The organism is Blautia sp. MSK17_66, assembly GCF_020538025.1.
Lineage (GTDB): Bacteria > Bacillota > Clostridia > Lachnospirales > Lachnospiraceae > Blautia_A.
In genome coordinates this window covers 73,011-91,791 of the sequence record NZ_JAJBNQ010000004.1, presented here as the reverse complement: position 1 = coordinate 91,791, position 18,781 = coordinate 73,011, and the positions used below count along the sequence as shown (strand labels likewise).

Here is an 18,781-nt window from a genome sequence, read left to right as displayed (position 1 = left end):
TATGCACATACATACAATATTATTAGAAAACCTTTTAAAAGTAAAGAAATTTTTGGGTAAAGAAAACTTCTTTTTTAAAAAAAAATAATTGATGAAAAAAGTGCCGAAAAAGCCGCAGAAACAATGGGGAAAGTGAAACAAAATGCCAAAAAATCTGTCGAATTTTTTCATTAATTGTCTGACGAATGTGGTTGACGAAAGAGGAGATTCTTCTTAGAATAAATATGAAACCTATAGTATTGCACAAACGGAGGATGGAAAATTGGAAAAAAAGACAGAAGTTGTAATTGTAAATTACATCGAAAAAATGCTGGGAGAAAGGAGAGAAAAGATAATTGAATCTGATGAATATATCCGGCAGGATATAGAGGATCTTAAGGAACTGGAAGAAAGATACGCCAGTATGAAGATTCCATATATGTTTCGAAGGGTGATAGATGACTATATTGCCTGCATGGAATCAAAGAGTGAAAGATATGCAGATCTTTCTTATATTAAAGGTATGGGAGATGCGATTTCACTTCTCAAAAACATAGGTGCCCTGAATAGTCAGGAGACACTGAGCATGAATGTGGAATAATTAATAAAACAATATCCTTTATGCAATAAAAGAGTATATTTATTTTATATTTCAAAAGGCATAGCCGGGGAAATCCGGTGACGCAAAACTATAGGGTCTAAGCAAAAAACAATGTATGACAGCCAGTTGCAACTACAGGATAATTATAGATCTTTTAAAATCAAGCAAAAGATAAACAATCAGTAATGAAACGACTATAAACAGTTACAGACAATTCACAAATAAATGACGATTATACATAGGTTAAGGGCTCACAGATGATCAGATGAAATGATTATCTGTGAGCCCTTTTAAGATGTTCCATAAATGGACCTGAGGGGAATCGAACCCCTGTCCGAAAGCCTGTCCCTTGCGGTATCTCCCATCACAGTCGCTGATTTAACATTCCCTTGGCAGTACGCCCACCGACAGGCTTACTGCTTTAGTAGCTTCATGATACATCTGCCGGGGCAAAGCTTACCCGACAAGGTTTCTCACATAGTCGACACCAGATTCCTGATGTGTGAGTGCATCAGGGCTGATGAGCAGCGCTTAGGCTGCTAACGCGTACTGTTCGTCTGCGTTTATATTTAGTTTCCCGATTGATACGCAGTTCAGGAGTCTGCGGATGGCTGCCTCAACTTCGAAGCCCCCGTCGAAACCAGTACAAGCCCCAAACGTTTGGTCATAAGATCTGTAAGAATCTTCTGAAAAATACTGGTAAACAGACGATGTTTTGTTTTAACTGTTCTTTATTATATGCAATAAGCATTCTGCTTGTCAAGGAAAACAGCAGTTTTTTCTGAAATAAAAATATGAAGAGTCTGAAAGGTTAGTCTTGACAGAAATGGGTTAGATGGTATAAACTTACAATAGTTTCAATAAACTAACTGAACGGACGGGAGTGAACACAATGGAAGCACTGAGAGAGACCATATTTAATGATACATTGGATTCTGATAGGAATTCCTGCCGTGATCAGCAATACCAGCGGAGTAATATGCAGAGAAGTGCGATTATGAACAAACTTCGTCAGGCCGGCTGCAGAATTACAAAGCAGAGAAAAATCATATTGGACATCATTTTACAGGAAGAATGTACCTGTTGTAAGGAAATTTATTTTCTGGCAGCCAGGAAAGATCCGAATATTGGAATGGCTACGATCTACCGGATGATCAATCTTCTGGAGGAGATGGGAGCACTTAAGAGAAAACGTGCCTATCGCATCTGCGATGAAGAAACTATGGTAAATATCTGCAGTATCAGACTGGATGATCATACCAACGTTCGTCTGGATGGAGAGAAGCTGCGCCAGGTGATTGAAAGAGGAATGGAATCCTGCGGTTACCTGAATAACAGACGGGTAAGGAGCATTTCTGTGGAGCGTGGTGAGTAACCGCTCTTCACAGAAATTTTGAAAGGATACAGTGTAAAAGCTTATATTTTTACACATTAATGAGAAAATTTCTCAGAAAAGTAAATTGTTCTGGACTTTTGAAGAAGGAAGAATATAATGTCATTAATGTCAAAATATGGAAGCGGATTTCAATGTTCTGGCAGATGCAGCAAATGATTGAAACAAAAAATAACTTACAGGAGGTTTAAGATAATGATCAAACTTAACACAAAACACAGCGGACTTTTTGCAGCAGGAGTGGTATTTGGAACAGCGGGTATTAAAGTGCTTTCCAGTAAAGATGCAAAGAAACTTTATACGAATTGTACAGCAGCAGTTCTTCGTGCAAAGGACTGTGTCATGAAGACAGTATCCAAGGTTCAGGAAAATGCAGAGGATATCTATGCTGAAGCTAAGCAGATCAATGAGGACCGTGCTGCCGCAGAAGAAATCTTTGAAGATGCCGCAGAGGAAGAGACCGTAGAAGAGACAGAAGAAACAACAGAAGAAACAGCAGAAGAAACAGCAGAAGAATAAAAAACAGGAATACCTGTGGTGATGAAGATCATTGCGGGAGGAAAGATGATATGAAATTCAAAATAGAACATCAGATCAGAGGCAGGATGAGGATTCATCTCTGCCAAAAAAGAATGACCTGCCGTCAGGCAGATCAGCTGGAGTACTTTCTCAGAGGGCTTGAAGGCGTGACCACGGCAAAAGTGGCAGAACGCAATCAGGATGCCGTGATCTGTTATGATGGAGACAAGACAGAAATTCTGAAAGCTGTGCAGAGGTTTTCTTACAGTCATGCGGAGGCACCGGAAAGCTATCTTCAGAACTCCGGGCGGGAGATGAACAGTGAATACTGGGAAAAAATGGTAAATCATGTTGTGATCCATTATGGAAAGAAGCTTTTTCTTCCGATGCCGATAAGGACAGTGCTTACTACGCTGCGTTCTGTAAAATATATCTGGAAAGGTGTCCGTACACTTGCCAGACGAAAGATAGAAGTTTCGGTTCTTGATGCGACAGCAATTGGAGTATCCATTTTCCGCGGTGATTTTGCAACAGCATCTTCTGTCATGTTCCTGCTTGGATTTGGAGAAATCCTGGAAGACTGGACACATAAGAAATCCGTAGATGATCTTGCAAGAAGTATGTCTTTGAATGTAAGTAAAGTATGGCTTGTGACAGAAGAAGGAGAAGTGCTTGTAAATTCAGATCGTATCAGACCGGGAGACGAGGTCAGGATCCGTATGGGAACAGTGATTCCATTTGACGGCGTTGTCACGGCCGGAGAGGGAATGGTCAATCAGGCATCTCTTACGGGAGAGTCCATGCCGGTTGCAAAACGGGAATCGAGTTATGCATATGCAGGAACAGTTGTCGAGGAAGGCGAGATCACTATCTGTGTCAAAGAAACGACAGGTTCCACCAAGTTTGAAAAGATTGTCACAATGATCGAAGAAACCGAGAAACTGAAATCAGCAGTGGAAAGTAAAGCAGAACATCTTGCAGACAGCCTGGTTCCATACACACTTGCCGGAACAGGACTTACATATCTGCTTACCAGGAATGTGACCAGGGCATTATCCATTCTTATGGTGGATTTCTCCTGTGCACTGAAGCTTGCAATGCCGATTTCTGTTCTTGCGGCAATACGTGAAGCGAACGCACACAAGATCACCGTCAAGGGAGGCAAATTCCTGGAAGCAGTTGCAGAAGCGGATACGATTGTGTTTGATAAGACAGGAACTCTGACAAAGGCACAGCCGACAGTTGTAGATGTTGTCTCCTTTAACGGAGATTCAGGAGATGATCTTCTTCGTCTTGCTGCCTGCATGGAAGAGCATTTTCCGCATTCTATGGCAAAGGCTGTCATGGATGCGGCCAGAAACCGAGGTCTGACTCATGAAGAAATGCATTCGAAGGTAGAATATATTGTGGCACATGGTATTTCTACAACGATAGATGGAAGAAAGGCTGTTATCGGAAGCCATCATTTTGTGTTTGAAGATGAGAAATGCAAAATCCCGGATGGAATGGAAGAAAAATTTGCAGAACTTCCACCTGAATATTCACAGCTGTATCTTGGCATCGAAGGAGAACTGGCGGCTGTTATCTGTATTGAGGATCCGCTTCGTGCGGAGGCACCTGGTGTGATCCGGAAACTGCGTGAAGCAGGATTTAAACAGATTGTCATGATGACGGGTGACAGTGACCGCACAGCCAGGGCTATCGCGTCAAAGGTTGGTGTTGATGAATACTATTCTGAAGTACTTCCGGAAGATAAAGCAAGATTTATTGAAGAAGCCAGAAAAAATGGACATAAAGTGATCATGGTCGGGGATGGAATCAATGATTCTCCTGCACTTTCGGCTGCTGATGTGGGCGTTGCGATCAGTGACGGAGCAGAACTTGCAAGAGAAATCGCAGATATCACGATAGGGGCAGACGATCTCTCTGTAATGGTTACCCTCAAAGAAATCAGTAACGGACTGATGGCAAAGATACACAGAAACTACAGACGCATTGTGGGAATCAACGGAACACTGATCGCACTTGGTGTGACAGGTGTGATCCAGCCAACGACTTCTGCGCTTCTTCATAATACATCTACTTTATTGATTGGCATGGATTCCATGAAATCGGTAATTTGAAAAAAGTTAAACGCAAAAAACTATTGACAGTGCAGGAAAAATATAGTACTATCCTAGTAGTTAGTTAATACTAACGACGGAGTGAAGATTACGCATATGGAGACATATGCGTAACTTTTAAAACACGGGTTAGTTAGAACTAACGATATTCCTGCGTATAAACGGTGAAAGCCGGAAATTTCTTTCTCCTGCAGGATGCATCATGAGCGAAATGGGGGTAACCAAATGTTAGAATCAGATATTGTTGCGCACTGCGCTCCGACGCTTGCAGGGATAAAGACGGCAAATATGTTTAATTATCTGCCGGATGATATGGAAAAACTGCATCAGGAGATACAGGAAGAAAACTGTAAGCTGAATAGTAAAGGTGTCTATGTGGAAATACTTCGGACAGGTGAGAAGAGGGCTTTGATATATGTCTATCGAAAAAACAGACTGGAAGCTGATCTGAACAGGAAAGGAGCAGAGAGTATTCTTCAGACCTGTGGATATGAATGTGGGGAGACAGACTGCTGTCTTCGAAAGCTTCAGGAGCGCTTTTTTCAGTATGAATGTTTTCCGCATGAGGTGGGACTGTTTCTGGGTTATCCGCTGGATGATGTGGCAGGATTTATTGAACAGAAGGGAAAAAATTACAAGTGCTGTGGAATCTGGAAGGTTTATGGAGATGAGCATAAGAGCCGGATGACTTTTCAGAAGCTGAAGAAGTGTTCAGAAATCTATCAGAGATTATTTGCGGATGGCAGAAGCATTCTCCAGCTTACGGTGGCAGCATGATCAAGGACCAAGAAAGGACAAGGTAAAAGAATATGAGTAAAGTAGCAGTTGTATACTGGAGTTCTACAGGAAATACAGAAAGCATGGCCAATGCAGTGGCAGATGGTGCAAAAGCAGCAGGTGCAGAAGTGTCTGTATTCGAGACAGCTGATTTTGATGCAGCAAAAGTGGATGGATTTGATGCGATTGCTTTTGGATGCCCGGCTATGGGTGATGAGGTTCTGGAAGAGGATGAGTTTGAGCCGATGTTCAGTTCCTGTGAGGCAAAGCTTTCCGGCAAAAAGATCGGGCTTTTTGGATCCTATGGCTGGGGAGATGGAGAATGGATGCACAACTGGGAAGATAAATGCAGAGAAGATGGAGCACTTCTTGTCTCAGATGGTGTAATCTGCCAGGAAGAGCCAGACGATGAAGCAGTAGAAAAATGCAAAGAACTGGGAAAAGCTCTGGCATAAATGAAAGAATAAATAAAAGAATAAATGAAAGATGCTGCCGTCAGAAACCATTATCTTTTATGAAGATGGCTGTAACTGTTCACAGGTAATATCCCGCGAGGTGTTTTGTCATGTATATGACAAAATCCCGAGACATACGGGGCAAAATCCCATCACCGAAGGTGATATGGAATGGATTTTGACCAAGTTACTGCGAACGGAGTGAACAGTAACAGATGGTTTTCTGAGGCAGCATTTTTGTTGCTGTTCACATTTGCTTTTATAAAAGGATGAACAGTAAATTTCGTATATTGCAATAAAACAGATCTTATATTATACTGTACAGCAGAATAGTGGTAGCTGTTCACAGGTAATATTCCGCAAGGGATTTTGCCAAAGCTGCTGTGAGCGGAGTGAACAGTAACGATTAATATACAGTATTTTATGAGAAGGAATTTACAGAATGAGCAGAATATATCAGCAGCGTGCCAGAATCCTGGTAATAGACAATTCAGAGATCAACAGAGAAATGTTGAATGATATTTTGGGGGAAATCTATGAGATAAAACTGGCAGGAAGTGGTCGTGAGGCTCTGGAAATCCTTGAAAAAGAACACTGGAATCTGGAACTGGTGCTTCTGAAGCTGGAGATGCCGGACATTGATGGATACGAACTCCTCAGAATCATGGGAGAGAAGAAGTGGCTGGATGAGTTTGCTGTGATCGCTGTGATTGCAAGTCTGACTGCAGATGTTAAGAGAGCATACAGACTTGGAGCCTGTGACTGTTTCAGACTTCCTTTTGTTACAAGTATACTGAATCACCGTATCGAGAATGCAATTGCCACTCATGAGAAGGAATACAGAGATTATCTCACCAGAGCCTACAATCGCCGGGGATTCGTCTATATGGTAGAAAGATTCCTGAATCATTGCGAGGACAGAACCAGATATGGAATCCTGTACTTTAACATTAAGAACTTTAAAGCAACAAATGAGCTTCTTGGTGTAAAGGAGGGAGACTGCATCCTTCAAAGTTTCTGCAAGAGTATAGAGAGGTCTTTTTTGCATCCTGTTTATACAGCAAGGGTAGAAGCAGATCATTTCGTGAGTTTTGTGGAGCGTGACAAGATCTCTCTGAAGAAGCTGGAAGAGTTTTGTAATCAGATTTTTGAAATTTACAATAAGAAGATTCGTGTGCACAGTTGCTGTGGCATTTTTTATCTGAAGGATGAGAATATGCCCGTGGCAGGGATGGTCGACCGGGCTAAGCTCGCAAAGCAGCACATTGTAGATGAATACCTTAAGCCATATGCAGTGTTCGATCAGAAGATGGAGATGGAATATATTGATAAGGCGGAAATCGCAGCTGCATTCGAAGAAGCAATCGTAAATGAAGAACTGGAAGTGTATTATCAGCCGATTGTAGACCCTGTTACAGGCAGGATTATGTCAGCGGAGGCATTGGTTCGTTGGATACATCCAAAGAAGGGATTTATTTCTCCTGGTATATTTGTACTGAAACTGGAGGAGGATGGCTCTGTTTCCAGACTTGACCGTTATGTTTTTCAGAAGGTGCGTTCCTATATCTCGGGCAGATATGAGAAAGGGCTGAAGGTTGTTCCGGTTTCCATGAATCTTTCATGGATGGATTTTTATGATGAGGCACTGATCGATGAAATCGTCGATTTTCTCGAACATCCGGAGTTTCCGTCGGAACTGATCCGGTTTGAGATCACAGAAACTTCCTATGCGGCACTGGAGGAGAATGTCGGTAGGGTTCTGAACAAGATCAAGAAAAAAGGAGCATGGATTCTTCTGGATGATTTCGGAAGTGGATATTCCTCCTTCAACATGCTTCAGAGGTTTTCCTTTGATATCCTCAAGATCGATATGTCTTTTACGAGAGAGATTGAGATGAATTCAAGGACAAGAAGGCTGATTCCACTGATCATAGAGACAGCACATGCACTGGACGCCAAAACCGTGGCAGAGGGTGCAGAAACAAAGGAACAGGTGGAATTCCTCAGAAACCATGGCTGCGATTACATTCAGGGATATTATTTCTACAGACCGTTGAAAAAAGATGAGTTTTCGGAAAAACTGGATCAGAATTCCTGAAAATGTTCACAAAACAAACATAAATCTCTGATAAGATAACAGCATATGAACGACAGAGGAAGCGGTGTAACTGTTTACAGGTAATATCCCGCGAGGTGTTTTGCCATGAATATGGCAAAATCCCGAGACATACGGGGCAAAATGCTATCACCGAAGGTGATTTGGAATGCATTTTGACCAAGTTACTGTGAACGGAGTGAACAGTAACAAAGCGGTCATTGTGAGCAGTGACAAGAAAATTTGATTGGAGGAATCAGAGATGGAAGCCCCGAAAATTCTTATAGTAGATGATGAAAGCCGTATGAGAAAGCTGGTGAGAGACTTTCTCGAAAAAAAGAATTTCCAGGTTCTGGAGGCCGGTGACGGCGAAGAAGCAATGGATATTTTTTATGAAGAAAAGGATATTGCCCTTATACTTCTGGATGTTATGATGCCGAAAATGGATGGTTGGGAAGTATGCAGGGAGATCCGTAAGAATTCCAAGGTGCCGATCATCATGCTGACAGCACGTGGGGATGAGAGGGATGAACTCCTGGGATTTGACCTTGGAGTGGATGAATACATCTCAAAACCGTTCAGCCCGAAGATTCTGGTTGCGAGAGTGGAGGCCATTCTTCGAAGAACAGGACAGGATGCAGGAAATGATGTTCTGTCAGCCGGTGGAATTGTGATCGATAAGGCCGCACATCAGGCGACTGTTGACGGGGAGCCTATGGAACTGAGCTTTAAGGAATTTGAACTCCTGACATACTTCCTTGAGAATCAGGGAATTGCTCTTTCCAGGGAAAAGATTCTGAATTCCGTATGGAATTATGATTATTTTGGAGATGCCAGAACCATTGATACGCATGTCAAGAAACTGAGAAGTAAGATGGGTGCGAAGGGAGAATATATCAAGACAGTCTGGGGAATGGGTTATAAATTTGAGGTGGATGAATCATGAAATGTTTACACGAAGATTCAGCTAAGAAGCACAAGACCAGGAAATTTCATCCGCTTCGCCGACAGATAGCAGTCCTGTTTATCGGACTGCTTCTTCTTTCTATGATCGTCATAACACTGATCAACGGACTGTTTCTGGAACATTATTATATCAGCAGGAAAACAGAAGTTCTGAGAGAGGCGGTGCAAAATCTGGAAAGTCTTGACGTAGTAACGGACTCGGACGGAAACAGCAGTGCAGAAATCTCAGATCAGATATTTAAGGACTGCTCTGAGAATAATCTTACCTGGGTGATGATCACAGCGGATGGTCAGACGATATGTGCTGTCGGAAGCAATGAGGATCTGCTGGAGGCCCGGCTGGTAGGATATATTTACGATCTGGACCGGAAGAAGGGTAAGGAAAAAGTCCTTCAGAAGTATGACAGCTATGTGATCCAGCAGGTAAGTGACCGCTTTGCGGGAATGGAGTATGTAGAAAGCTGGGGAGAACTGGGAAATGGATGCTATTTTCTGATCCGTACCCCGCTGGAGAGTATTCGTGAGAGTGTTGCAATCTCCAACAGTTTTTATTTCTACGTGGGTCTTGTGATCATTGCTCTGAGCGGACTGATGATCTGGGTGGTCACGAAGCGTATCACAAAGCCTATCAGTGAACTGACGCGGCTTTCTACCAAGATGAGTGAACTGGATTTTGATGCAAAGTATCACAGCCAGGCAGGTAATGAGATTGATGAGCTTGGAGAGAACTTCAACAGAATGTCCGAACAGCTGGAAAAGACAATCTCAGAGCTTAAATCAGCGAACAATCAGCTCCTTAAGGACATCGAAAATAAGGAAAAGATTGACAGGATGCGTCAGGAGTTTTTGAATAATGTTTCTCATGAGCTTAAGACGCCGATCGCACTGGTGCAGGGATATGCAGAAGGCCTTAAAGAAAATATCTCTGATGATCCGGAGAGCAGAGAATTTTATTGTGATGTGATCATGGATGAAGCGGCCAAGATGAACAAGCTTGTCAAGAATCTGCTGACACTGAATCAGCTGGAATCCGGCCGGGATGAGGTGACCATGGAGAGATTTGATATTGTAAGTCTGATTCGGGGAGTCCTCCAGTCTATGGATATCATGATCCAGCAAAAAGAGGCAAAAGTGAATTTTGAAGCATTGGATCCGGTATATGTCTGGGCAGATGAGTTCAAGATTGAAGAAGTTGTGACGAATTATACCAGCAATGCACTGAATCACTTGAATGGCGAGAAGGAAATTGAAATCCGTGTGCTGCCTGAGGATGACCGTGTCCGGGTAACGGTATTTAATACAGGAACTCCGATCCCGGAGGAGGATATTCCGAAACTGTGGAACAAATTTTACAAGGTAGATAAGGCAAGAACCAGGGAATATGGTGGAAGCGGAATCGGACTTTCCATCGTAAAAGCGATCATGGAAAGTCTGCATCAGCAGTATGGTGTGCAGAATTATGATAACGGAGTCGAATTCTGGTTCACACTGGACCGCAAAAATGATTAAAAAAGGAGCGGATGGAAAGAAATTACTTTGCATCTGCTTCTTTTTGCTGTATACTTGCTTACATGACAGTTGCTTTTTGGAGAACTGTGTTATATGAAAAAAGACAGGATGTGAGACGCGAATGATAGGTATTATTGATTATGATGCAGGGAATATCAAAAGTGTAGAAAAGGCACTTGCATATCTTGGGGAGGAAACGGTTGTATCTCGTGATCCCGAAGTGCTGACAAAGGCAGACAAGGTGATTCTTCCTGGTGTTGGAAGCTTTGGAGAGGCAATGGAAAACCTGCATAAGTATGGTCTGGTTCCGGTAATAAAGGATATGATAAAGGAAGGAACTCCTTTTCTTGGAATCTGTCTGGGGCTGCAGCTCCTTTTTGAGAGCAGCGAGGAGACACCTGGCGTTGAGGGGCTTGGAATCCTGAAGGGCAGAATCCTCCGAATTCCACCATCTCCGGGACTTAAGATTCCACATATGGGATGGAATTCCCTGCATCTGCAGAATAATGGAAGATTGTTTAAGGGCATTCCGGAAGATACGTATGTTTATTTTGTGCATTCCTATTATCTTCAGGCAGAAGAACCGGAGATTGTAAAAGCAGTGACAGATTACAGCACGACGATTCATGCTTCTGTTGAGAAGGACAATGTATTTGCCTGCCAGTTCCATCCGGAAAAAAGCAGCAGATATGGTCTTAAGATTCTCGAAAACTTTGCAAAACTTGAGAAGGAGGGGAACTGAAATGTTTACAAAAAGAATCATTCCCTGTCTGGATGTAAATAACGGCCGGGTGGTAAAAGGCGTTAATTTTGTGGATCTTAAGGACGCAGGAGATCCGGTGGAGATTGCCAGAGCCTATGATGCAGCAGGCGCAGATGAACTTGTTTTTCTGGATATCACGGCATCCTGCGAGGAACGTGATACCGTTGTGGATATGGTGCGGCAGGTTGCAGCGAATGTTTTTATCCCGTTTACCGTAGGCGGCGGCATTCGTACAGTAGAGGATTTCAGGAAACTTCTCCGTGAGGGTGCAGACAAGATCTCTGTCAATTCTGCGGCGATCGATCGTCCGGAACTGATCACAGAGGCAGCAGAGAAGTTCGGAAGCCAGTGCGTGGTCGTTGCAATCGATGCCAAGAGAAGACAGGATGGCGGCTGGAATATCTATAAACATGGCGGACGACTGGATACAGGCATTGATGCCATTGAGTGGGCCAAGAAGGTTGAGAAGCTCGGTGCGGGTGAAATCCTTCTTACCAGTATGGATTGTGATGGCACCAAGGCAGGATATGACATTGAGCTTACCAGAGCGATCGCGGATGCAGTTTCTGTTCCGGTCATTGCATCCGGAGGTGCGGGAACTCTGGAGCATTTTTATGATGCACTGACAGAAGGCAGTGCGGATGCGGCACTGGCAGCATCTTTATTCCATTACAAAGAACTGGAGATCCGTCAGGTAAAGGACTATCTGGCAGAGAAAGGGATTTCCGTCCGAAGATAAGAGGTGATAGGAAATGGCTCCTTTATCAGGAGAGTGGCTGGAAGCATTAAAGGGAGAATTCCATCAGCCATATTATTCGAAGTTATACAAAACAGTGATGCAGGAATACCAGACACAGAAGATTTTTCCTCCGGCAGAGGATATGTTTAATGCATTTCATTTTACCCCGCTGAGTCAGGTAAAAGTCGTGATTCTCGGACAGGATCCATATCACAATGACGGACAGGCGCATGGACTTTGCTTTTCTGTCAAAAGAGATGTGGAGATTCCGCCGTCACTGGTTAATATTTATCAGGAACTGCATGACGATCTGGGATGCTATATTCCGGATAATGGTTATCTGGAAAAGTGGGCGAAACAGGGAGTGCTGATGTTGAACACAGTGCTGACTGTCCGTGCACATCAGGCAAACTCTCACAGGGGCATCGGCTGGGAGCAGTTTACCGATGCAGCGATCCGAATCCTGAATGAACAGGACCGGCCGATTGTTTTTCTTCTGTGGGGACGTCCGGCACAGACCAAAAAATCCATGCTCAATAATCCGAAGCATCTAATCCTGGAGGCTCCGCATCCAAGTCCGCTGTCTGCGTACAGAGGCTTTTTTGGGTGCCGTCATTTCAGCAAAACCAATGAATTCCTGCTTCGCAACGGGCTGGAGCCGATCGACTGGCAGATCGAGAATAAGACAGAACAGGAAAATAAGGAGTGAACATGAATCAGAAGAACAATTTAGTCAAAAACGCGTCTTTTCTGATGATCGCGGCAATGATTTCAAAGGTTATCGGGTTATTATACAAAAGTCCGCTTTCTTCGATCGTAGGAAATATGGGAATGGGATACATCAGTCTTGCCCAGAATGCCTATATGATCCTTCTGATGATTGCTTCTTTCAGTATTCCTCAGGCAGTCTCCAAGCTGATCTCTGAGAGGATTGCTTTAAAGGATTACAAAAACGCACAGAAAATTTTTCATGGTTCTCTGATCTATGCGGCAATCGTAGGCGGAATTGTGGCACTGGTGTGTTTGCTTGGGGCGAGGTTCATCATTCCGAGTAATCAGCCCAATGCGGTGCTGGCACTGCAGATTTTGTCACCTACGATTTTTCTTTCAGGAATTCTTGGCGTGTACAGGGGATATTTTCAGGCATACAGAAATATGATGCCTACTTCAATTTCGCAGATCCTTGAGCAGATTTTTAATGCGGCAGTCAGTCTGATCGCTGCGTGGATGTTCATCAAGTATTTTGCGGATGGAAGTGATGGCAGCGTTGCAAAATGGGGTGCTGCCGGTTCTACGGTGGGAACGACTGCAGGTGTTGTGATCGCACTTCTGTTTATGCTTCTTGTGTATGGTGTGAATCGCAGAAATATCAAGAGAAGAGTAGCAGGAGATCGTTATCATGAGGCAGAATCTTATGGTGAGATCCTGAAATTGATCATCCTGATCGTATCGCCGATCATCCTGAGTTCTTTTATTTACAATATCAACGGATACTTAAATGGTGTACTGTACTCGGAAATTATGGGAAAACATGGCATGAACGCTGATACGATCAGTATGCTTTATGCAGAATATGCCACTTATTTCATGAGTATCATCAATATTCCACTGACACTCTCCAGTGCGGCACCGACCTCTATGATACCGGAGGTTTCTGCTCTGTATGCGACTGGCGATATCGATGAAACAAGGAGAAGAGTAGACCAGACGGTACAGCTTTCCATGTTTATTTCCATTCCGTGTGCAGTCGGTCTTGCTGTCCTGGCACAGCCGATCGTATCTCTGCTCTTTGGAGGAACAAACGGTGTTGCAGGGAAGCTTCTTATGCTGGGTTCCTTTACGATCCTCCTGAATGGAATGTCCAATATTTCCAACGGTGTGCTTCAGGGAATCGGAAAGCCGAAGATCCCGATGATGACAGCAGCGGTGGCACTTGTGGTTGATGTGATCGCGGTTGTGTTGCTTCTGATGTTTACGGATCTTGGAATTTATGCACTTCTGGTTGCAATGATTATCTATGCGATTGTTGTATGTGTGATGAATGATATCTTTATGAAAAAATATCTGGATTACAGGAATCCATGGAAGACCGCCTATGTAAGCCCGATCATTGCTTCTGTTGTTATGGGAGTAGTGGCAGCAGGGGTATATTATGGATTACATGCCATAGTGCCGTCCAATATTATCTGCCTTGGTGTGTCGATCATCCTGGCAGCGGCAGCGTATTTTCTGGTTTATGTTCTGGTCGATAAGAGCGCTTCCGAGCGGCTCCTTCGAATACCGGGCGGGACGTATCTTGTCAGAATTGCAGATAAATTTCACAGATAATGAACAAAAGAGCATTTTCGGAATCTCTCCGAAAATGCTTTTTCCAAGTATACAATACTACCTGTGAACAGTTATTTTCAATACAGAAGAGTAACAAAATTCTGAAGTTGGTCATTGTCATTTGAAAAAGTTTGTCGTATAATGTTACGGAATTCGATTAAAAAACACTTTTAATAAGAAGTAATACATTTTATTACAAAGAAACACGTTACATTCATAACTGTATGATACGGTTTATGACGAGGAGGTCGATTTATTGAATACATACACATTGGGAATTGACATCGGATCCACGACAGTAAAAATTGCGATTCTTGATGAGCAGGAGAGTCTTTTGTTTGCAGATTACGAGCGTCATTTTGCAAACATTCAGGAAACACTGGCTGATCTTCTGGAGAAAGCTCAGGGGAAACTTGGGGAAATGACACTTTGTCCGGTCATCACAGGTTCCGGTGGTCTGACACTTGCAAACCATCTGGAAATTCCGTTTGTGCAGGAGGTCATCGCAGTTTCAACTTCGCTGCAGAAGCTTGCACCAAAGACGGATGTTGCGATCGAACTTGGCGGCGAGGATGCCAAGATCATTTATTTTGAGGGCGGAAATATTGAACAGAGAATGAATGGTATCTGTGCCGGTGGTACGGGTTCCTTCATTGATCAGATGGCATCTCTGCTTCAGACAGATGCACCTGGACTGAACGAATATGCGAAGAATTACAAGGCTCTTTATCCGATTGCTGCAAGATGTGGTGTGTTTGCAAAGACAGATATCCAGCCGCTGATCAACGATGGTGCAACAAAAGAAGATCTTTCCGCGTCTATTTTCCAGGCGGTAGTCAATCAGACGATTTCCGGACTGGCATGTGGTAAACCAATCCGTGGTCATGTGGCATTCTTGGGAGGACCGCTGCATTTCCTTTCTGAACTGAAAGAAGCGTTTATCAGAACATTGAAACTGGATGAGGAGCATACGATCGTTCCGGACAATTCTCATCTGTTTGCTGCAATTGGTTCTGCATTGAATGCAAAGAAGGATGTGACCGTTTCCCTGACAGAACTCAAAGACAGACTTCGCCATTCGATCAAACTGGATTTTGAAGTAGAGCGTATGGAGCCGTTGTTTGCATCAGAAGAAGATTATGAAGCTTTCAATAAACGTCAGTCCTCCTATAAGGTCAAAAAGGGAGATCTGGCTTCCTATAAGGGAAATTGCTATCTTGGTATCGATGCGGGGTCTACTACGACCAAGACTGCTCTGGTAGGAGAAGACGGAACACTTCTGTATTCTTTTTACAGCAGCAATAATGGAAGCCCACTGAAGACCGCCATCCGTTCTATTCAGGAGATTTATTCCATACTTCCGGATGATGCACAGATCGCCTATGCATGTTCTACAGGATATGGAGAAGCACTGATGAAGGCAGCCTTTCTTCTGGATGAGGGAGAGGTTGAAACAGTGTCCCACTATTATGCGGCAGCGTTCTTTGACCCGGAGGTCGACTGTATTCTGGACATCGGCGGACAGGACATGAAGTGCATCAAGATAAAGAATCAGACCGTAGACAGCGTACAGCTGAATGAGGCGTGTTCTTCTGGATGCGGATCCTTTATTGAAACATTTGCAAAGTCACTGAATTACAGTGTGCAGGATTTTGCAAAGGCTGCTCTTTATGCACAGCATCCGATCGATCTCGGAACCCGCTGTACTGTATTTATGAACTCCAAGGTAAAGCAGGCACAGAAGGAGGGAGCGGAGGTATCGGATATCTCTGCGGGTCTTGCCTATTCTGTTATCAAAAATGCTCTTTACAAGGTTATCAAGGTGTCTGATGCGACAGAGCTTGGCAGACATATTGTGGTGCAGGGCGGTACCTTCTATAATGACGCGGTACTTCGAAGCTTCGAAAAGATTGCCAGCTGTGAAGCAATCCGTCCGGATATCGCTGGAATCATGGGAGCCTTCGGCGCGGCTCTGATCGCAAGAGAGCGTTACGAGACAGGCAAAAAGACAACGATGCTCTCTATCGACAAGATTAATGAGCTGAAATATACCACCTCTATGGCAAACTGCCATGGATGTACGAACAACTGTCGTCTGACGATCAATAAATTTACCGGCGGCCGTCAGTTTGTCAGCGGGAACCGCTGTGAGCGAGGAATTGGTAAAGAGAAGAACAAAGACCATGTTCCGAATCTCTATGAATACAAATATAAACGACTGTTTTCCTATGAACCGCTCAGTGCAGATCAGGCGACAAGAGGACAGGTGGGAATTCCGCGAGTCCTGAATATGTTTGAGAATTATCCGTTCTGGTTTACATTCTTTACAAAACTGAAATATGAAGTGGTGCTCTCACCGACTTCAACCAGAAAGATTTATGAGCTGGGTATTGAGTCTATTCCGAGTGAATCCGAATGTTATCCGGCAAAGCTTGCACATGGACATGTCAGCTGGCTGATCAAAAAGGGCGTGAAATTTATTTTCTATCCGTGCGTGCCTTATGAGCGTAATGAGTTTCCGGATGCAGTCAATCATTATAACTGCCCGATCGTTACTTCCTATGCAGAAAACATCAAGAATAACGTGGATGAACTCAAGAACCCGGATATCCGGTTTATGAATCCGTTTATGGCATTTACAACGGAGGCAATTCTGACAGACCGTCTGGTAGAGGTGTTTAAGGATATCCCGGCTGATGAAGTAAAAGCAGCAGCACATGCGGCATGGGAAGAGCTTGCACAGGTGCGTAAGGATGTACAGGCGAAGGGCGAGGAAACTCTTCAGTATCTTAAAGATACCGGCAGAAGAGGAATTGTTCTTGCAGGTCGTCCGTACCATATTGATCCTGAGATCCACCATGGTATCCCGGATCTGATCAATGGTTATGGTATTGCGGTGCTTACGGAGGATTCTGTTTCTCATCTGGCAAAAATTGAACGTCCGATCCGTGTCAATGACCAGTGGATGTACCATTCCCGTCTGTATGCGGCTGCAAACTTTGTCAAGACACAGGACAATCTGGATCTGATCCAGCTGAACTCCTTTGGCTGTGGTCTGGATGCAGTTACGACCGATGAGGTTTATGAAATTCTGGATGGCAGCGGTAAGATTTATACCTGCTTAAAGATTGATGAGGTCAACAATCTCGGTGCAGCAAGAATCCGTGTACGATCTCTTCTTGCAGCACTCCGTGCAAAGGATGCCCAGCATAAAGAACGTGAGATCCGTCCGTCCTCCATAGAGAAGGTTGTATTTACCAAGCAGATGCGAAAGGACTATACAATCCTGTGTCCGCAGATGTCACCGTTCCATTTTGGTATTCTGGAGGCGGCATTTAACAGCTGTGGCTATCATCTGGAAGTACTTCCGAATGACAACAAGCATGCAGTAGATGTCGGACTGAAATATGTCAATAACGATGCCTGCTATCCGTCACTGATGGTTGTCGGTCAGGTCATGGATGCACTTCTTTCCGGGAAATATGACCTGAATAAAACTGCCGTTATCATGTCACAGACAGGTGGTGGATGTCGTGCATCTAACTATATCGCGTTTATCCGCCGTGCACTTAAGAAAGCCGGCATGGAGCAGGTTCCGGTTATTTCTCTCAATTTAAGTGGACTTGAAAGCAATCCGGGCTTCAAGCTGACCCTTCCGCTGATCAAACGTATCTGCTATGGTGCAGTCTTTGGAGACATACTGATGAAATGCGTTTATCGTATGCGTCCGTATGAACTGGAAGAGGGAATTGTCAACCGTAAACATAAGATCTGGGAGCAGAGAGTTATTTCTTTCCTGACAGGAGGCAGTGTCAGCCACAGTCAGTTCAAGAAGATGTGCCATGAGATGGTACATGAGTTTGACCTGATCCCGATCAGCGATGAGAAGAAACCACGTGTTGGTATTGTCGGAGAGATTCTTGTCAAGTTCCTGCCGGCGGCAAATAACCATCTGGCAGAGCTCTTGGAGGCAGAAGGAGCAGAGGCAGTATGCCCGGATCTGATTGATTTTATTAATTACTGTTTCTATAATCAGAACTTTAAATGTGAGTTCCTTGGATTTAAGAAAAATAAAGCAGCTATGGCAAACTGGGGAATCAAGGCAATCGAATGGCTGCGTAAACCTATGAATGAGGCGCTTGCACAGAGCCGTCACTTTGCGCCGTCGGCAGATATCGCAGATCTGGCAAAGATGGCAGAGCCGATCGTATCACCTGGAAACCAGACAGGTGAGGGATGGTTCCTGACCGGAGAGATGATGGAACTGATCCATGGTGGGGTGCCGAATATTGTATGTATCCAGCCATTTGGATGTCTTCCGAACCATATTGTAGGCAAAGGTGTGATCAAGGAGATCCGAAGAGAGCATCCTGAGGCCAATATTGTGGCGATCGACTACGATCCGGGAGCCAGTGAGGTTAACCAGCTGAACCGTATTAAGCTGATGCTTTCCACAGCACAGAAAAACCTTAACAGGGAATTGTCCTGATACCATCCAAACATTCCCCTTTACCATTTTCTTTCCGTCTGGTAT

Annotated in this window: 14 protein-coding genes, 1 other RNA gene and 1 riboswitch; of the genes, 14 read left to right on the top strand and 1 reads right to left on the bottom strand. The window is 43.9% G+C overall.

All coding sequences use genetic code 11. The features are described 5' to 3' along the window. Positions 1–262 precede the first annotated feature (262 nt). Positions 263–580 carry a hypothetical protein gene (locus LIR34_RS03415; RefSeq protein ID WP_161284593.1) on the top strand — a complete coding sequence of 106 codons (318 nt, stop codon included), beginning with the start codon at positions 263–265 and terminating at the stop codon, positions 578–580. A 47-nt stretch (positions 581–627) separates the two neighbouring features. Further along, positions 628–714, top strand: a riboswitch (cyclic di-GMP riboswitch). Positions 715–884: 170 nt separating this feature from the next. Here the strand turns inward: LIR34_RS03415 and ssrA are convergent. Then, positions 885–1,233: a transfer-messenger RNA gene (ssrA, locus tag LIR34_RS03410) on the bottom strand. 239 nt (positions 1,234–1,472) lie between these two features. On the opposite strand from ssrA, the gene LIR34_RS03405 reads away from it, so the two are divergent. The 13 genes from LIR34_RS03405 to LIR34_RS03345 all read left to right on the top strand — a co-directional run bounded on the left by LIR34_RS03405 (position 1,473) and on the right by LIR34_RS03345 (position 18,736). After that, positions 1,473–1,955, top strand: coding sequence for a transcriptional repressor (locus LIR34_RS03405; RefSeq protein ID WP_161284592.1), 483 nt, complete (start codon positions 1,473–1,475; stop codon positions 1,953–1,955). A gap of 213 nt (positions 1,956–2,168) precedes the next feature. Next, the gene (locus LIR34_RS03400) at positions 2,169–2,492 is read left to right on the top strand and encodes a DUF6110 family protein (protein WP_173901887.1); all 324 of its coding nucleotides are present in this window, start codon (positions 2,169–2,171) and stop codon (positions 2,490–2,492) included. A gap of 50 nt (positions 2,493–2,542) precedes the next feature. Next, positions 2,543–4,615 (top strand): heavy metal translocating P-type ATPase, encoded by a 2,073-nt coding sequence (locus LIR34_RS03395; RefSeq protein ID WP_173901888.1) that lies wholly within the window; start codon positions 2,543–2,545, stop codon positions 4,613–4,615. 225 nt (positions 4,616–4,840) lie between these two features. After that, complete coding sequence (locus tag LIR34_RS03390; protein ID WP_161284589.1) at positions 4,841–5,392, top strand: DUF3793 family protein; 552 nt, start codon at positions 4,841–4,843, stop codon at positions 5,390–5,392. Between the two features lie 32 nt (positions 5,393–5,424). Then, a complete protein-coding gene (locus LIR34_RS03385) occupies positions 5,425–5,847 on the top strand; it encodes a flavodoxin (RefSeq protein ID WP_161284588.1) in 423 nt (140 codons plus the stop codon). A 442-nt stretch (positions 5,848–6,289) separates the two neighbouring features. Then, the gene (locus LIR34_RS03380) at positions 6,290–7,945 is read left to right on the top strand and encodes an EAL domain-containing protein (protein WP_173901889.1); all 1,656 of its coding nucleotides are present in this window, start codon (positions 6,290–6,292) and stop codon (positions 7,943–7,945) included. Between the two features lie 259 nt (positions 7,946–8,204). Next, entirely contained in the window at positions 8,205–8,888 is a 684-nt protein-coding gene (locus LIR34_RS03375; RefSeq protein ID WP_173901890.1) for a response regulator transcription factor, read from the top strand. After that, positions 8,885–10,417 (top strand): sensor histidine kinase, encoded by a 1,533-nt coding sequence (locus LIR34_RS03370; protein WP_173901891.1) that lies wholly within the window; start codon positions 8,885–8,887, stop codon positions 10,415–10,417. The genes LIR34_RS03375 and LIR34_RS03370 overlap by 4 nt, the downstream gene beginning before the upstream one ends. Before the next feature lie 121 nt (positions 10,418–10,538). After that, positions 10,539–11,159 (top strand): imidazole glycerol phosphate synthase subunit HisH, encoded by a 621-nt coding sequence (gene hisH, locus LIR34_RS03365; RefSeq protein ID WP_173901892.1) that lies wholly within the window; start codon positions 10,539–10,541, stop codon positions 11,157–11,159. 1 nt (position 11,160) lies between these two features. Further along, entirely contained in the window at positions 11,161–11,919 is a 759-nt protein-coding gene (gene hisF / locus LIR34_RS03360; protein WP_173901893.1) for an imidazole glycerol phosphate synthase subunit HisF, read from the top strand. A gap of 13 nt (positions 11,920–11,932) precedes the next feature. Next, positions 11,933–12,628 carry a uracil-DNA glycosylase gene (ung, locus tag LIR34_RS03355; protein WP_161284570.1) on the top strand — a complete coding sequence of 232 codons (696 nt, stop codon included), beginning with the start codon at positions 11,933–11,935 and terminating at the stop codon, positions 12,626–12,628. 2 nt (positions 12,629–12,630) lie between these two features. Continuing rightward, entirely contained in the window at positions 12,631–14,247 is a 1,617-nt protein-coding gene (locus tag LIR34_RS03350; protein ID WP_173901894.1) for a putative polysaccharide biosynthesis protein, read from the top strand. A gap of 256 nt (positions 14,248–14,503) precedes the next feature. Further along, positions 14,504–18,736 (top strand): 2-hydroxyacyl-CoA dehydratase, encoded by a 4,233-nt coding sequence (locus LIR34_RS03345; protein WP_173901895.1) that lies wholly within the window; start codon positions 14,504–14,506, stop codon positions 18,734–18,736. Positions 18,737–18,781: the final 45 nt, after the last annotated feature.

Bases quoted from the DNA above. Each gene is read 5' to 3' on its own strand.
- LIR34_RS03405 (WP_161284592.1), top strand. From the start codon at position 1,473: ATGGAAGCACTGAGAGAGACCATATTTAATGATACATTGGATTCTGAT.
- LIR34_RS03375 (WP_173901890.1), top strand. From the start codon at position 8,205: ATGGAAGCCCCGAAAATTCTTATAGTAGATGATGAAAGCCGTATGAGA.
- LIR34_RS03385 (WP_161284588.1), top strand. From the start codon at position 5,425: ATGAGTAAAGTAGCAGTTGTATACTGGAGTTCTACAGGAAATACAGAA.
- LIR34_RS03390 (WP_161284589.1), top strand. From the start codon at position 4,841: ATGTTAGAATCAGATATTGTTGCGCACTGCGCTCCGACGCTTGCAGGG.
- LIR34_RS03400 (WP_173901887.1), top strand. From the start codon at position 2,169: ATGATCAAACTTAACACAAAACACAGCGGACTTTTTGCAGCAGGAGTG.
- LIR34_RS03380 (WP_173901889.1), top strand. From the start codon at position 6,290: ATGAGCAGAATATATCAGCAGCGTGCCAGAATCCTGGTAATAGACAAT.
- LIR34_RS03370 (WP_173901891.1), top strand. From the start codon at position 8,885: ATGAAATGTTTACACGAAGATTCAGCTAAGAAGCACAAGACCAGGAAA.
- hisH (WP_173901892.1), top strand. From the start codon at position 10,539: ATGATAGGTATTATTGATTATGATGCAGGGAATATCAAAAGTGTAGAA.
- ung (WP_161284570.1), top strand. From the start codon at position 11,933: ATGGCTCCTTTATCAGGAGAGTGGCTGGAAGCATTAAAGGGAGAATTC.
- LIR34_RS03350 (WP_173901894.1), top strand. From the start codon at position 12,631: ATGAATCAGAAGAACAATTTAGTCAAAAACGCGTCTTTTCTGATGATC.
- hisF (WP_173901893.1), top strand. From the start codon at position 11,161: ATGTTTACAAAAAGAATCATTCCCTGTCTGGATGTAAATAACGGCCGG.
- LIR34_RS03395 (WP_173901888.1), top strand. From the start codon at position 2,543: ATGAAATTCAAAATAGAACATCAGATCAGAGGCAGGATGAGGATTCAT.